Origin of the sequence: Pedobacter psychrodurus, assembly GCF_032678585.1 — a bacterium.
Classification (GTDB): Bacteria; Bacteroidota; Bacteroidia; order Sphingobacteriales; family Sphingobacteriaceae; genus Pedobacter; species Pedobacter psychrodurus_A.
In genome coordinates, this window is the sequence record NZ_JAVTSN010000011.1 from 137259 (window position 1) to 151706 (window position 14448).

The 14448-nt window shown below is 39.0% G+C and carries 14 protein-coding genes; 9 read left to right on the top strand and 5 right to left on the bottom strand.

The annotated features are described in order from the left end of the window. Positions 1-3: 3 nt before the first annotated feature. Positions 4-1272 carry a DUF7033 domain-containing protein gene (locus R2S57_RS09665; RefSeq protein ID WP_316844844.1) on the bottom strand — a complete coding sequence of 423 codons (1269 nt, stop codon included), beginning with the start codon at positions 1270-1272 and terminating at the stop codon, positions 4-6. A 134-nt stretch (positions 1273-1406) separates the two neighbouring features. Next, a complete protein-coding gene (locus tag R2S57_RS09670) occupies positions 1407-1913 on the bottom strand; it encodes a DUF6702 family protein (protein WP_316844845.1) in 507 nt (168 codons plus the stop codon). A gap of 193 nt (positions 1914-2106) precedes the next feature. On the opposite strand from R2S57_RS09670, the gene R2S57_RS09675 reads away from it, so the two are divergent. Together R2S57_RS09675 and R2S57_RS09680 are read left to right on the top strand one after the other, a co-directional pair. After that, positions 2107-2691, top strand: a complete 585-nt coding sequence (locus tag R2S57_RS09675; RefSeq protein WP_316844846.1) for a HupE/UreJ family protein — start codon at positions 2107-2109, stop codon at positions 2689-2691. Positions 2692-2699: 8 nt separating this feature from the next. Next, positions 2700-5075: a M1 family metallopeptidase gene (locus tag R2S57_RS09680; protein ID WP_316844847.1), complete on the top strand. Its 2376-nt coding sequence runs from the start codon at positions 2700-2702 to the stop codon at positions 5073-5075. Between the two features lie 117 nt (positions 5076-5192). Here the strand turns inward: R2S57_RS09680 and R2S57_RS09685 are convergent, their stop codons facing one another. After that, complete coding sequence (locus R2S57_RS09685) at positions 5193-6353, bottom strand: ATP-binding protein (RefSeq protein ID WP_316844848.1); 1161 nt, start codon at positions 6351-6353, stop codon at positions 5193-5195. 198 nt (positions 6354-6551) lie between these two features. Here R2S57_RS09685 and uvrB point away from each other — a divergent pair, with 198 nt between their 5' ends. The 4 genes from uvrB (at position 6552) to R2S57_RS09705 (ending at position 10593) form a co-directional block, all read left to right on the top strand. Beyond that, positions 6552-8594, top strand: a complete 2043-nt coding sequence (uvrB, locus tag R2S57_RS09690; protein WP_316844849.1) for an excinuclease ABC subunit UvrB — start codon at positions 6552-6554, stop codon at positions 8592-8594. Positions 8595-8671: 77 nt separating this feature from the next. Next, a complete protein-coding gene (locus tag R2S57_RS09695) occupies positions 8672-9964 on the top strand; it encodes a DUF3472 domain-containing protein (protein WP_316844850.1) in 1293 nt (430 codons plus the stop codon). Between the two features lie 56 nt (positions 9965-10020). Beyond that, positions 10021-10218 carry a YwbE family protein gene (locus tag R2S57_RS09700; protein WP_090497912.1) on the top strand — a complete coding sequence of 66 codons (198 nt, stop codon included), beginning with the start codon at positions 10021-10023 and terminating at the stop codon, positions 10216-10218. A gap of 126 nt (positions 10219-10344) precedes the next feature. Beyond that, entirely contained in the window at positions 10345-10593 is a 249-nt protein-coding gene (locus R2S57_RS09705) for a DUF4834 family protein (protein WP_316844851.1), read from the top strand. A gap of 80 nt (positions 10594-10673) precedes the next feature. Here the strand turns inward: R2S57_RS09705 and R2S57_RS09710 are convergent, their stop codons facing one another. Continuing rightward, positions 10674-11426 (bottom strand): SDR family oxidoreductase, encoded by a 753-nt coding sequence (locus tag R2S57_RS09710; protein WP_316844852.1) that lies wholly within the window; start codon positions 11424-11426, stop codon positions 10674-10676. A gap of 98 nt (positions 11427-11524) precedes the next feature. Here R2S57_RS09710 and R2S57_RS09715 point away from each other — a divergent pair, with 98 nt between their 5' ends. The 3 genes from R2S57_RS09715 (at position 11525) to R2S57_RS09725 (ending at position 13823) form a co-directional block, all read left to right on the top strand. Continuing rightward, on the top strand, positions 11525-11884 hold the full coding sequence (locus R2S57_RS09715; RefSeq protein ID WP_316844853.1) for a helix-turn-helix domain-containing protein: 360 nt from the start codon (positions 11525-11527) through the stop codon (positions 11882-11884). Between the two features lie 336 nt (positions 11885-12220). Then, on the top strand, positions 12221-12379 hold the full coding sequence (locus R2S57_RS09720) for a hypothetical protein (protein ID WP_316844854.1): 159 nt from the start codon (positions 12221-12223) through the stop codon (positions 12377-12379). A 10-nt stretch (positions 12380-12389) separates the two neighbouring features. Then, a complete protein-coding gene (locus tag R2S57_RS09725) occupies positions 12390-13823 on the top strand; it encodes an AAA family ATPase (RefSeq protein ID WP_316844855.1) in 1434 nt (477 codons plus the stop codon). 78 nt (positions 13824-13901) lie between these two features. On the opposite strand, the gene R2S57_RS09730 is transcribed toward R2S57_RS09725, so the two are convergent. Then, on the bottom strand, positions 13902-14448 hold a 547-nt coding region (locus R2S57_RS09730), incomplete at its 5' end, for a hypothetical protein (RefSeq protein ID WP_316844856.1).

Consider the following 14448-nt stretch of genomic DNA (forward strand, 5'->3'; position numbering starts at 1 on the left):
AAATCAATTCCCCACGTAACTCAGCATTTCTCCGAACAGTGATCTTAACTTTTTGTATTTAGGATAATCTGATAAACTTTTCAAATTCCAGCTGCTGTAAAAGGTGCCGTTTACTACTTTCACGGCATTGATATATTGATGTAGTATTTTGGTAGCTGCTTCGCGTGTTAAAAATTGAAGGATATAATCGGTTAAACAATAAGAATTAACCACCAAAGGGGTTACTTTCTCGAGCTGCAGATCATACCAGTTAAACGGCGTACAGGTTCCTGCCCTAAACCCAGGTACGTTATCATAACCCATGGAGTAATCGGAAGTGATACCCGAATTCAGGATATTTAAATAACATATCGGGAATTTCAATGTTTCTAACTGTTGACTGGTTAATGGGATTGCATTTGGATAGCACTTTTTGAGCTTAATCAATCCATCTTTAATGCCGGTCATTTTTTCCTTGTTGTTCGCACAAGGCCTTAATAGGCCAACCGATTGATCATTTAATGTTTTAGCAACTCCGTTAACCCTAATATAATCCATCGGAACATCGGGAAAATCGACAAAATATAGTGGCCTGCTTTTTTTTGACGCAAACAATTGGCTAACCTGGTTGAGAACCTGTTCATTATTGATCCCTATTCCGGTTAGCCTATCAAATTGTGAACTCAGGTAATTATTCTCTTTCCTAAAAACAGCACTGAAAATAAATTTGGTCCTACTGAAGAAACCTTCAGGCAAATTGGGTACAATATTGAAATGAACAGTTGGCTGATGTTGAAATTTTTTTTCGTGAAACTTAAAGTCTGGGTGTTTCTTCTTAATGACACTCTTGATGATTAATGCCCATTCATCAACGATCGGTTTATCTAAAATCCTCCATTTATACTGGTAACTTTTTGACGGCTTAAATTCTTCTTCTGTTTTTTGTTGATGGAGGTACTCCTCATAACGGCTGATCATAAAAAAAGATGCTGCAAAAACATCAAATGGTAATGCAGACCGCTCAACAGGAAAAGGAACCTGATATTCTCCAAAAGAAACCGTTTTGAGTTTAATTTCTTCCAGTTTATTAGCGAAAAGCAAAGCTGTAGCTTTAAAAAAAAGTTCATCGCCTAAAGGCTCATCACCGTAACTGATTCTGATGTGCTCGCTCTGCAGAAAATATTGGCTGTTGCCCGTAAACTCTACTTCTGCTTTAAGAATATCTTTTAAAATAAAATTGAAGATATATTTTATCCGAGGTGTTAATATGTTGGAGAAGATGATTAGATGCATAACTTATTTTAACAACGCGGTATTTAAAAAAAGATTACAAGAAATATTTCCCAGCCAATATTAACTCACCAATACCGCCTAATAAAGTTAACGGTAATTTAACATTGAACCGTTAATTAATACAAAAATTACAATTAAAAGTTTGCTGTGAATTTCTTTTCAGGATAAAGAATTTTGGTGCTTTTACGGTTAGCCCCCTTCACTATATGCACTATACTCATCTGATCATCAAACATATCATATAAAATAGTATCGCTAACCTCAACCGATTTTACAGCGACAACTTTATCCACTTCCAGGTAAATATTGGTGGCTTCATGATCGATCTCAAACCCAACGTAACTCAGGGTAACGGCTTTGCCATTGGCTTTTAATTGTAAATGGGAAAGCAGGTATTTTTTAACCAGTTCATCCATCGCAGTCTTCATATTTGGATTGCTCAGATCGGTTTTTTGTTTGTATACCTTTGCCAAAATGGCTTCAAAGTCATCCGAAAAAATCTTACAGCTTACCTCCAGCGTTTTATCCTTTGCATTAAAGTTCACTTCAGTTGTGCTTACATGTAAAGGATGTTTTATTCCCGCTTCAACCGAAAAAAAAGCACAGCATAAAAGCAAAAGGGTATATTTAAATTTACGCATCAATATTCGAGATTTATGGGAAACAAAGTTAAGATTTAAAGTTTGAAGAAAACAATTGCCGCAAATAACCAAAAAATCAGTAACAAATTTGGTATTTATGGTTTTGTTTACACGATATTTGGACTTTTTACAATTAAAAATATAATTTTAAGCTTTATAACTATTTAACGTCCCATAGTTAGCTTATTATTTCATGCCGTTACAAGATTTTATCTTTTACTTCAAATTGGGTTGGGAGCATATCGTAAGTGCGGATGCACTAGATCATCAGCTTTTTGTTTTAGCATTAGTAGCCATTTACAGTTATCGTAACCTGAAACAAGTGTTGATCCTGGTTACTGCTTTTACCATTGGGCATTCGTTAACTTTACTTTTAAGCGTTTTAGATATTATCCGATTCGAGAGCAAATGGGTAGAATTTTTAATCCCCTGTACCATTGTAATAACCGCGATAAGTAATTTGTTCAGGAAGAATTTTTCATTAAAATCTGTTAAGATCAATTATTTTTTGGCATTGGGCTTTGGATTGATCCACGGAATGGGTTTTGCCAATTCAATCAGGATGATGCTGGCAAAAGACCAGAATATTGGCTGGGGATTATTCGGTTTTAATGTTGGACTAGAGGCCGGACAGGTTTTTATGGTAATTATTATTTTGCTGGTTACCTTTTTCGTTTTCAACTATACCCGGATAAAACGCCTGAGTTGGGTTTTATTTGTATCGGCAGCCGTATTTAGCCTGGCTTTAAAAATGGCTTTGGAAAGAATTCCTTTTTAACAAAACATATGATGAATAAACTGTATACTTTAACCGGTCTTTTACTCTTTTCGGGTAGTTTGACCATGGCCCAAAACATTTTGAACAATCCTGGGAGTAACCATGGAAATAAGTTCGAACAGCTGGGCACCATTTTACCTACACCCAATGAGCAGCGTACGGCTAGCGGGGCGCCGGGTGTTAAATACTGGCAACAACGTGCCGATTATAACATCAAATGTGAACTGGATGAAAAAAACTTATTGTTAACGGGAACTGAAACGGTAACCTATACCAACAATTCGCCAGATCCATTAACGTACATTTGGTTACAACTTGATGAAAACGAGCACAGTACCGATAAAAGCGCAAACTATCAGGATGCCACCAAAATGCCTGCTACCGGCACAACCAAAAATTTAGACCAGTTAAGTGCAACAGGAAATAATGGTTATGGGATCAACATCACCAAATTAACTGATGCCACAGGTAAAAACCTAAAATACACCGTTAACAAAACGATGATGCGGGTAGATTTGCCAGTTGCTTTAAGAACTGGTCAGAAATTGATCTTTAACATTGATTGGAATTACAAAATTACCGACAGAATGAGCGTTGGCGGTCGTGGTGGTTACGAATTTTTCCCAACGGATGGAAACTACCTGTTCACCATGACGCAATGGTATCCACGCTTATGTGTGTATAGTGATTTTCAGGGATGGCAAAACCATCAGTTTACCGGCAGAGGCGAATTTGCCCTAACTTTCGGTGATTTCAAAGTGCAGATGACCGTTCCGGCAGATCACTTGGTAGGTTCAACCGGAGAGTGTATCAACTACAGCGCTGTTTTAAATCCAACACAATTAGCCAGATACAATTCGGCTAAAACCGCAGCTGCGCCTGTAGAAATCCAAACCCTGGCAGAAGCCAAAACAGCCGAAACCAAAAAGTCGACCGCGAAAAAAACCTGGGTTTTCAATGCCAATAATGTTCGCGATTTTGCCTGGACTTCTTCACGCAAGTTTATCTGGGATGCCATGCCTCAAAAAATCCAGGCCAACAACAATACTGTAATGTGTATGAGTTTTTATGGAAAAGAAGCTTATAGTCTTTATAGCAAGTTTTCTACCCGTGCCGTAGCGCACACCATTAAAACCTATTCAGATTTTACCATTCCTTATCCATACCCGGTTGCACAGAGTATCGAGGCGGCTAACGGAATGGAATATCCGATGATCTGTTTCAACTATGGCCGTACCGATGCTGATGGAACATATAGCGAAAGCACTAAAAACGGCATGTTAGGTGTGGTAATACACGAGGTTGGCCACAACTTTTTCCCAATGATCGTTAACAGCGATGAGCGCCAGTGGACCTGGATGGATGAAGGCTTAAACTCTTTTGTGGAATATTTAACAGAAGAGCTTTGGGACAATAAATTTCCAAGCAAAAAAGGCCCAGCCTACACCATTGTAGATTACATGAAATTACCTAAAGATGAATTGGAACCGATTATGACCAACTCTGAAAATATTGCCCGTTTCGGTCCGAATGCCTATTCAAAACCGGCAACGGGTTTAAATATCCTTCGCGAAACCATCATGGGAAGAGAGCTTTTTGATTATGCGTTTAAAGAGTACTCAAGAAGATGGGCTTTTAAACACCCTGAACCAGCTGATCTTTTCCGCACCATGGAAGATGCCAGTGGCGAAGATTTAGATTGGTTTTGGAGAGGTTGGTTTTACGGAACTGATCCCTGCGACATCTCATTGGATAGCGTAAAATTTGCCAAAGCGGATTTCCCGAAAGAAGTTCCTGCTGCAAGATCGAGAATGGTGAAAATAGATAAACCTGCTGTTAATGCCTTTGAAGATATTTCAAAAATCAGAAACCGTGAGGATAAAAAAATCAACTTCTATACTGATAAGAACACTGCCGCACAGGATTTCTATTATAAATACGATAGGGGATTGGTTACCGTTGACACTACAATAGCGACAAAAATGGATATGTCGATGCCTGTTGAAGTTGTTCCTGATGGCGATCAGGGCAAATACGATAACAAATTTTTGTATGAGTTAAGTTTTAGCAATAAAGGTGGCTTGGTAATGCCGGTAATTGTTGAATTTACCTATAAAGATGGCACAAAAGAAATTGACCGTATTCCGGCTCAGATCTGGAGACATAATGAATTGAAAACTTCTAAGTTTTATGTAAAAGATAAAGAAGTGGCTTCAATTTTAATTGATCCACTGCGCGAAACCGCTGATATTGATACATCAAACAATGCCTGGGGCGGTAAAGCCAAAGAAAGCAAGTTTAAAGTGTATAAAGCAAAAACTGGTGGAGCAGTTAGAGGCCAATCCGTTGGTAAAAACCCAATGCAGGCCGCTACGGGTAAATAATAATTTTAGTGTTCTGTCATCCTGAGCTAGCTTGCACTGAGCATCGTCGAAGTCAAGGATTTATGATGACTTAATTGTTGACAAAATCCCCGTTGAAGAATTTCAACGGGGATTTTTTTATTGGATTTTAGGTAGAATATCCAATAAGAAGTTTCTAATATTGGTTACTGTGATCTCATTTGATGATAAGTAAGTTTCACTGTTCGGCGTAATGATATACCTATATTTTGGTTCAAGATCTTTTATGCAGCTGATAAATCCTTTAGACACCGAGGGTGCATTTGACAATTTAATTTCAATACATGCAACCGGAGTAACTCCCTGCACAAGAATTAAATCACATTCTGCCCCGGTTTGGGTCCGATAAAAGAAAAGTTCAGTCTGCTTTTCCTTTACTTGATAAATTTGTTCTATCACATAACCTTCCCAGGATGCTCCTACGCCCGGGTGACCGAACAGATCACTATAACCTGGTATATTCAGTAAACGGTGCAAAATGCCAGTATCCCTTATATAAGTCTTAGGAGACTTAATTAATCGCTTTTTTGCATTCACAAACCATGGCTGTAAACGTCTGATTAAAAACCCACCTTCTAAAAAGTCCAAGTATCTATTAACGGTAGGTGCACTTACTCCTAATGACCTTGCAAAGGATTCTCCGTTAAATAAATTTCCATTTAAATGGGCAAGCATGCTCCAGAAATTCCTGAGCAAAGTAGGGGCTAAATCTACACCAAACATCTTTGCTAAGTCTCTTTCCACATAACTTACAATAAAATCATCAATCCATTCTTTGCTAAGTAAGTCATTCTCTGACAATAAAGATTCCGGAAATCCACCACGAAACCAATGCTCTTCCAAACCTATTGTATCTGGGAGTTCCGTCAGTCCGATAGTGCATAATTCGTTATAAGAAATTCTACCCGCCAATGTTTCAGAAACGCCTTTAACCAATTCAGGCGATGCTGATCCAAGCAATATGAATCTTCCTGGTGTTCTCTTCGCATCGATTAATGGACGCAGTAGAGAAAATAGTGTCGGCAACAACTGAACCTCATCAATAATTACAGTATGATCTTGTAAACTCTCAAAAAAAGTATAAGCATCTTGTAGTTTAGCAACATCCCTCGGATTTTCCATATCAAGATATATATAGTCATTGCTTAATTCTTTTGCCAATGTTGTTTTTCCAACCTGCCGCGGTCCGAGAATACCGACAGCCGGTGATTTTTTAAGCCTATTTCTTAATTGAGATGCAAGATTTCTGATAATCAACATATACAAATGTATACATTAACCTAGTAAATCGAAAGTTTAACTTTCGATTTACTAGGTTAATGTGCGAGAATGTGCTTTAAATGCACTTTATAAATTTAGCGATATTAGCTTGTTATAAAAAAAAAGTAAGGTTTTCCAACTTTCCTGACTTTCTCCTGTTTTACTCTTTACTGCCTAAACCGTATATTTGATATACTCATGAAATTTAAAATCACCTCAGAATATCAGCCTACCGGAGATCAGCCTAGCGCTATAAAACAATTGGTTGATGGCGTAAATGCCAACGAACATTATCAAACGTTATTGGGGGTTACAGGATCGGGAAAAACCTTTACAGTTGCCAATGTGATTGAGCAGACCCAAAAACCTACCCTGATTTTAAGTCACAATAAAACTTTGGCCGCACAGCTTTACGGTGAGTTTAAAAACTTCTTCCCCGAAAATTCGGTGAATTATTTTGTTTCTTATTACGATTATTATCAGCCAGAGGCTTTTATAGCTTCAAGCAATACTTATATCGAAAAAGACCTGAGCATTAACGAAGAGATCGAAAAACTACGTTTACGCACCACCTCTTCATTAATGAGTGGCCGCCGTGATATTATTGTGGTATCCTCCATTTCCTGCATTTATGGTATGGGTAATCCAGAAGATTTCTCCAGAATGGTTTTCCGTTTTGGCGTAGGCCTACGGATTTCGAGAAATGCTTTTTTACATAGCCTGGTTGAGATTTTATATTCCCGGACCACAACAGAGTTTAAACGTGGAACGTTTAGGGTTAAAGGCGATACAGTAGATATTTATCCAGCTTACCTTGATCATGCTTACCGCATTTCATTTTTCGGTGATGATATCGAAGAGCTTTCAGCAATTGATCCCGTTTCTGGTAAAACTTTGGAGAAACTCGAAGATATGGCCATTTATCCCGCCAATCTTTTTGTTACCCCAAAAGACAGGTTTAACTCATCTATATGGGGCATTCAGGAAGAACTGGAAATCCGCAAGAACCAGTTAATTGCTGACCGCCATTTATTAGAGGCAAAAAGACTGGAAGAACGGACCAATTTCGACATCGAAATGATGAAGGAACTCGGTTACTGTTCAGGTATCGAAAATTATTCACGTTTCTTTGATGGAAGACAACCAGGTATGCGCCCATTCTGTTTATTGGATTATTTCCCGGAAGATTATTTAATGGTAATTGATGAAAGCCACGTTACCGTTCCGCAGATCAGGGCCATGTATGGCGGAGACCGATCGCGTAAATTATCATTGGTTGAGTATGGTTTCCGTTTACCTGCAGCGCTTGACAACCGGCCTTTAAACTTTAACGAATTCGAAGCCCTTGCCCCGCAAACCATTTATGTGAGCGCTACGCCAGCTGAATATGAGCTTGAAAAATCAGAAGGTGTCGTTGTAGAACAGGTAATCAGGCCAACCGGTTTATTAGACCCTGTTATCGAAATCAGGCCAGCAATTAACCAGGTAGATGACCTTCTTGATGAAATCGACATTACCATAAAAGATGGCGGACGTATTTTGGTTACAACACTAACCAAACGTATGGCCGAAGAATTAACCAAATACCTCGACCGCTTAAATATCAAAACCAGATACATCCACTCCGAAATTAAAACCTTAGAGCGGGTAGAAATTCTCCGTGGTTTACGCTTGGGAGAATTTGATGTTTTGGTTGGGATTAACTTATTACGTGAGGGTTTAGATTTACCAGAGGTTACCCTGGTTGCCATTTTAGATGCTGATAAAGAAGGTTTTTTACGTTCTGAAAAGTCACTGATCCAAACCATTGGCCGTGCCGCCCGTAACGATAAAGGACGCGTAATAATGTATGCAGATGGCATTACCGATAGTATGGAGAAAACCATTTCAGAAACGAACAGACGTAGAGATATACAGATTGCTTACAACCTAGAACATGGCATTACGCCTAAAACCGTTGGTAAATCGAGGGAAGCCATTTTGGAGCAAACATCGGTACTCGATTTCTCGCAGAAAGCAAGCGATAACAAAGCAAGGGCCTATGTGGAAAATGCCGAAATCAGTATTGCAGCAGATCCAATTGTACAGTATATGGGTAAAAATGAATTGCAAAGAGCAATTGACACTACCCGTAAGGATATGCAAAAAGCAGCAAAAGATATGGACTTTTTACAGGCAGCAAAACTGCGTGATGAAATGTTTGCATTAGAGAAAATGTTTAACGAGAAGTTTGGCAAGTAACGTTTTAGTTTTAAAGGATGATTTTTAGATAATTTGGATTAGAATTGCAATTCAATAAGTTATCTAAAAATCATCAAATGAAATCTTTTAAACTAACAACACTGATCGTACTCGGTGTTATGGGGCTGAAAAGTTATGCCCAAAATGCTCCGGTAATTTCTTTGCCCCTGGCAGGTAATGCCTATAGTTCCTTACACCAGGATTCAGAAAGAACTTTATCCAATAAAGGGATTGTAAACTGGTCGGATCAAAAAGAATATTTTACGGCTTATTTCAGGGTTTCCAAACCCGGAACGGTAACCATATCGCTAGGCGATAAACCTGTTCTGGACGGACAATCGATCTTGGAATTTTCCATCAATAATCAATCAAAACAAGTAAAGTTTGATGAAGCTAAACCTTTTGAGAGTAAGATTGGAGAATGGATCATTAAAGATACGGGTTACGTGGCATTAACAATTAAAGGAATAAGCAAAAGCGGAGCTAAGTTTCCTTCCATACAAACTTTATCCATTAACGGGACGGCTACTGAAGGCAAAACGGCTTATGTTAAAAATAATGAAGGAAATTTCTTTCACTGGGGCAGACGGGGGCCATCGGTTCATTTAGGTTATGAGCAGCCTGAAAACGTAAATGCAGAATGGTATTATAACGAAGTAACCGTACCAAAAGGTGAAGATATCTTGGGCTCTTACTTCATGGCATGTGGCTTTGGAGAAGGTTATTTTGGCATGCAGGTAAACAGTCCTACAGAAAGGCACATCCTATTCTCGGTTTGGAGCCCTTTCAATACCGACGATCCTAAAAGCATTCCTGAATCGCATAAAATTAAAATGCTTAAAAAAGGTGAGGGTGTACACACCGGAGAATTTGGCAATGAAGGCGCTGGTGGCCAAAGTTATTTAAACTACCTATGGAAAGCCGGAAATACCTATAAATTCTTACTCCATGGTGTACCTGGAAAAGATAGCATTACGACGTATACAGCATATTTCTTTGCCCCTGAAACCAATAAATGGCAACTGATTGCTAGTTTCAGCAGACCCCAGACCAAAACTTATCTAAAACGTTTCCATTCCTTTTTAGAAAACTTCTCACCAGTTCAGGGAGATTTATCGAGGAAAGTTTTGTTCGATAACCAATGGATCTGCGATGATAAAGGCACCTGGAGAGAATTAAAATCTGCCCGTTTTACCACCGATAATACCGGGGCAAAAGGTTACCGGATGGACTATCAGGGAGGGGTAGATAGGGGTGTTTTTTATTTAAAGAACGGTGGTTTCTTTAACGACTATACTAAACCAGGAAAAATCCTGACCAGAACTTCAACAGGCAAAAAACCACAAATAGATTTTAGCAAATTGCCATAACATTCAAAATAATTACGGAATTTTGAAGCTTTCACCATCATTTTATTACAGCACACATGGACGGGCAAAATAGAAAAGACATTTATCCAGGTTTAGAAGTCGGGATTATCTTGAAGAAAGATCAGCGATCGGGAAACATCACTTATGGAGTGGTTAAAGATCTGCTTACTTCTTCCGCATTTCATTCGAGGGGGATAAAAGTTCGGCTCGAAGATGGCCAGGTTGGCCGCGTAGCTGAAATAGTTGAAGATTAAGGGAGCTATTAAAACCATTATAGGCCTTAATACGTATTATATTGTAATCAAATTGCAATTAAAGGCGGAAAAAGTAACAAAATAAATTTTACGACGTCTATATTTGTAACAACGGTAATTAAAAGAATGGCATTAGTAAAATTCATTTTCATCACGATATTGGTACTTTGGCTTATCAGAATGTTGATCAGGCTAATTCTTCCAATGCTGTTTAATAACCTGGCGGGCAAAATGCAAAGTCAGGCTAGCGGGCAGCAACAACAGAAACGATCAAAACCTGAAGGTTCTATTTCGATAGATTACATGCCTCCAAAACCTGATCAAAGTAAAACAGATAAACTCGGCGACTTCGTAGATTACGAAGAAGTAAAATAAAAAGAACCCTGAACTTGTTTCAGGGTTTTTTGTTTTAAATCTACCGGCAACAGTTATCAGGATTTTAAACTGTTATCTTATTAGAATGCAGAACGACTGGCGCCACCATCAACAACCGATACCGTTCCTGTTACATACTTAGCACGAGGAGAGACCAGGAAAACGGCCATATTCGCCATATCCTGTGGGTCTCCAAAATCTTTTAAAGGTATTTCACTTTCCGCATATTTCTGGCGTTCATCACCAGGAAAATATGAGCGGATGTTATCGGTATCAATCAGTCCGGGTTGCAAACAATTTACCCTAATTCCATATTTACCAAGTTCACCTGCAAGCTGTTTAGACCACATGGCCAAAGCAGCTTTAGCAACAGCAGATACATTCAAAGCGCGTAACTCATATGTACTGGTGATATTGAGTATCGTGCCTTGTTTCCTGGTGATGAAATGTGGCAATAATTGCTGTGTTAGTAACCTCGGACGTTCAAAATCAAGTCCCATAGATTTAATCCAAGGTTCCTCGGGGCCTGCAATAGCTACCGGCTGACTTTGGCCGGCATTGTTAATGAGAATATCGATATGACCAAGTGCCGATAAAGCCGCTGAAGCAATTTTTGCCGGAGCATCAGGCTCAAGTAGATCTAGTGCAAAAACAATAGGTCCTGGATGGCCAAGAGCAACAATTTCACGATGAAGACTACTTAATAAACCTTGATCGCGCCCGGTTGCAAAAACTTTTACGCCTTCTGACGCAAGCTCCTTTACAATTGCCCTCCCAATTCCTTTACTGGCACCCGTAACTAAAGCCGTTTTTTCTTTTAAATATAAGTCCATATTTATTTGCTTTTAAAATGACCTTGCAATAATAACTCATACCACCTATTTTTATAGGATGCACAACCATTTGTGTGGTACTAACAAATTCGTAAGTAATGACAGCCAGGAAAGAAAACTCGACCTATACGCTTAATGAAAAATTTATAACAGAGTGCGATCTCACTTATGCGGCCAACAAAATAGGCGGGAGATGGAAAATCGTGATATTAGATAAACTTGGGAAACAAAAATTGAGGTTTGGCGAACTGCGAAAAGAATTCCCTTACATATCCGAAAGGATGTTAACCCTGCAATTGCGCGCACTAGAACAAGATGAGCTCGTGAAACGAACAGTTTACGCCGAGGTACCTCCAAGGGTAGAGTATGAATTAACCCCAATGGCAGTGGAGTTTCTGCCAATTTTTGGGCAGTTGAGTGCCTGGGGCAAAAAAAATAAAGTGTTGAATAAGCGGTAAATTAAATTAGAGATTTTCAACAAATGACTATTTGGTACTTTTAGGAGTAAGGCGATTAACAAAAAAGCAAGCAGTTATGTGCAACTACTGACGAAAGGACTGTCCCAAAGATCTGCGAACACATTGCACTCACACGACGTCCTGACTAATAATTTTTTTCAAAAAAAAAAGACTCACTAACTATTCAAGATGACTGTTATTGGGCTCAAATGTTATCACTCAAACTTACGAAATGAATTCTTTTAACACTAGAAAAATCATTAAGCTATAATAAGCTACAGAGTATTAAGAAAGCCGAAAAAACTAATTTTTGTAAACCAGACTTACTAAATCGCCATGAGTAAAGGAACTTTTATTAAAACAAAAAACTATCTATCAACAGCCAAATTAACTCATTTTATATACGTTTTGGCTGAAGATATTTTTTTATCAACAGCCAAAACACTATATTTGAATAATGTTTTGGCTGCGGATAAAATTGTTTTAATCTCTTAGAAGAAGAAATATGGAATTGCTCATCGGAAGAATAGCGGAAAAGAAAATATTGTCAGAGGCGCTTGCTTCGTCCTCATCAGAACTCTTAGCAGTCTTTGGCAGGAGAAGAGTCGGAAAAACTTTCTTGATCCGATCGGTCTTCCAGAAACAGCTCATTTTTGAACTGTCGGGAGTTCACGACGCGAATGCTAGCGAGCAATTACTCAATTTCAGCAAGGCTATCGCAGATGCATTAGGCTCAGGATTAACTCCTGCAGCTCCTAAGAACTGGACGGAAGCTTTCTGGCAACTCAGGGAATTTGCAGCCCCTATACTTAAAAAAAGAAAAGCTGTAATTTTCTTTGACGAGTTCCCTTGGTTAAGCTCGCATAAATCAGGCTTTCTTTCTGCATTCGAATATTTCTGGAACCAATGGGCCTCACAGCAGCCGAACCTTATTGTTACTATCTGTGGATCTGCTGCCACTTGGATGATCAAAAAAGTTGTCAACAGTAAAGGAGGTCTGCACAATCGTTTAACGCGTAAAATCCGCTTGTTACCTTTCACATTGCACGAGACAGAACAGTACCTAAAAAGCAACAATATCCATATGGACCGTTACCAGATGCTGAACATTTTTATGGCAATGGGCGGTGTGCCACATTATCTAAAAGAACTCAAAAAAGGGGAAAGTGCTACCCAGGCCATTGACAGGCTTTGCTTCACCAAGGATGGCCTTCTTTCAACAGAATTCGCAAACCTTTACCGATCTCTGTTCGAAAACGCAGACAGGCACATTTCCGTAGTCAAAGCACTCGCGGACAAACCATCGGGATTAACAAGAAACGAAATCATCGCGGAATGCAACCTACAGAGTGGGGGGACTACCAGTCTTTTACTTGAGGAACTTGTGGAGTCTGGCTTCATTACTCCGCACCTGCCTTTCCGGAAGAATGCCAATCAGAGCATTTACAAGCTTAGCGATGAATACAGCCTTTTCTACCTTAAATTTATTGAACATTCCCGCGCCACCGGTGCAGGCACATGGCTAAAAAAATCATCGACGTCTTCCTGGAGGAGTTGGAGTGGTTATGCCTTTGAAGGGATCTGTATGAATCATACAGACAATATTAAGCAGGCGCTTGGTATTTCTGGAGTGTTCACGGAAACATCAGCTTGGCGGCATTCTCCTAAAGATGGAAACGGCACACAGGTCGATCTTTTGCTGGACAGACAGGATAATGTGATAAGCATATGTGAAATGAAGTTCTCAAATGCTGAGTTTGCTATTGATAAAACCTATGCTACTGAGTTAAAGAACAAACTTGATATATTTCGTCGGGAGAGTAAAACTAAAAAAGCACTGTTCCTAGCCATGGTTACAACCTATGGCACTAAAAACAATATGTATTCTATTGGCCTGGTACAGAACGAAGTCACCATGGATGATTTGTTTTTACCTTAGTATAATATCTACCCTATTTCTGTATCAGAAGTATTCATTTATCCACCCGGCAATAGTAAAATCGATGATCTCGGCATTTCAGATCTGATTTAATTCATCTATTAAAGCTTTCCGTTGCGGGTATTGTTTTCTAAAGAACTCAATCAAAGTATTAACCTCTTGATTTCCGCCTAACTTCATCATTCTACGCAAATACTTGCAAGCGGTGCGATAATGGCTTCGCCCAACGGAACCAGCAACATAATCCAGAATCCTCTCGCTGTAAAGCCCAATCAATTCAGGGGTGTAATCTTTCGCTAAATATTCTTCGTTTTGCTCAATCTTTTCCATTGACGGGTTTAGTTTTAGCATCAGAAACAACCGTTCCCACCACTCTTCTTTGATGTATATCTGCCGTATTAAATCGAGGTAACCCCATATTTTTATGGCTGAAGTTTCTGTAATGATTTCCTCCAAAAAAACGCCCCAGTTTTCAGCATCAATATGATCTTTTAAGATTTGATAGTAGTCCTGTTGGGGATAAAAATTGTCGATAAATAAAAGCCTCGCATATTCGATGATTTTTTGTGTATGTCTTTGCGCTTGGGCAGCCTTTAGCAACCAATTATACCAGTCCTTTACCAGG

Coding starts and splice junctions, on each gene's coding strand:
- R2S57_RS09665 (WP_316844844.1), bottom strand. CDS start 1,272: ATGCATCTAATCATCTTCTCCAACATATTAACACCTCGGATAAAATAT.
- R2S57_RS09670 (WP_316844845.1), bottom strand. CDS start 1,913: ATGCGTAAATTTAAATATACCCTTTTGCTTTTATGCTGTGCTTTTTTT.
- R2S57_RS09675 (WP_316844846.1), top strand. CDS start 2,107: ATGCCGTTACAAGATTTTATCTTTTACTTCAAATTGGGTTGGGAGCAT.
- R2S57_RS09680 (WP_316844847.1), top strand. CDS start 2,700: ATGATGAATAAACTGTATACTTTAACCGGTCTTTTACTCTTTTCGGGT.
- R2S57_RS09685 (WP_316844848.1), bottom strand. CDS start 6,353: ATGTTGATTATCAGAAATCTTGCATCTCAATTAAGAAATAGGCTTAAA.
- uvrB (WP_316844849.1), top strand. CDS start 6,552: ATGAAATTTAAAATCACCTCAGAATATCAGCCTACCGGAGATCAGCCT.
- R2S57_RS09695 (WP_316844850.1), top strand. CDS start 8,672: ATGAAATCTTTTAAACTAACAACACTGATCGTACTCGGTGTTATGGGG.
- R2S57_RS09700 (WP_090497912.1), top strand. CDS start 10,021: ATGGACGGGCAAAATAGAAAAGACATTTATCCAGGTTTAGAAGTCGGG.
- R2S57_RS09705 (WP_316844851.1), top strand. CDS start 10,345: ATGGCATTAGTAAAATTCATTTTCATCACGATATTGGTACTTTGGCTT.
- R2S57_RS09710 (WP_316844852.1), bottom strand. CDS start 11,426: ATGGACTTATATTTAAAAGAAAAAACGGCTTTAGTTACGGGTGCCAGT.
- R2S57_RS09715 (WP_316844853.1), top strand. CDS start 11,525: ATGACAGCCAGGAAAGAAAACTCGACCTATACGCTTAATGAAAAATTT.
- R2S57_RS09720 (WP_316844854.1), top strand. CDS start 12,221: ATGAGTAAAGGAACTTTTATTAAAACAAAAAACTATCTATCAACAGCC.
- R2S57_RS09725 (WP_316844855.1), top strand. CDS start 12,390: ATGGAATTGCTCATCGGAAGAATAGCGGAAAAGAAAATATTGTCAGAG.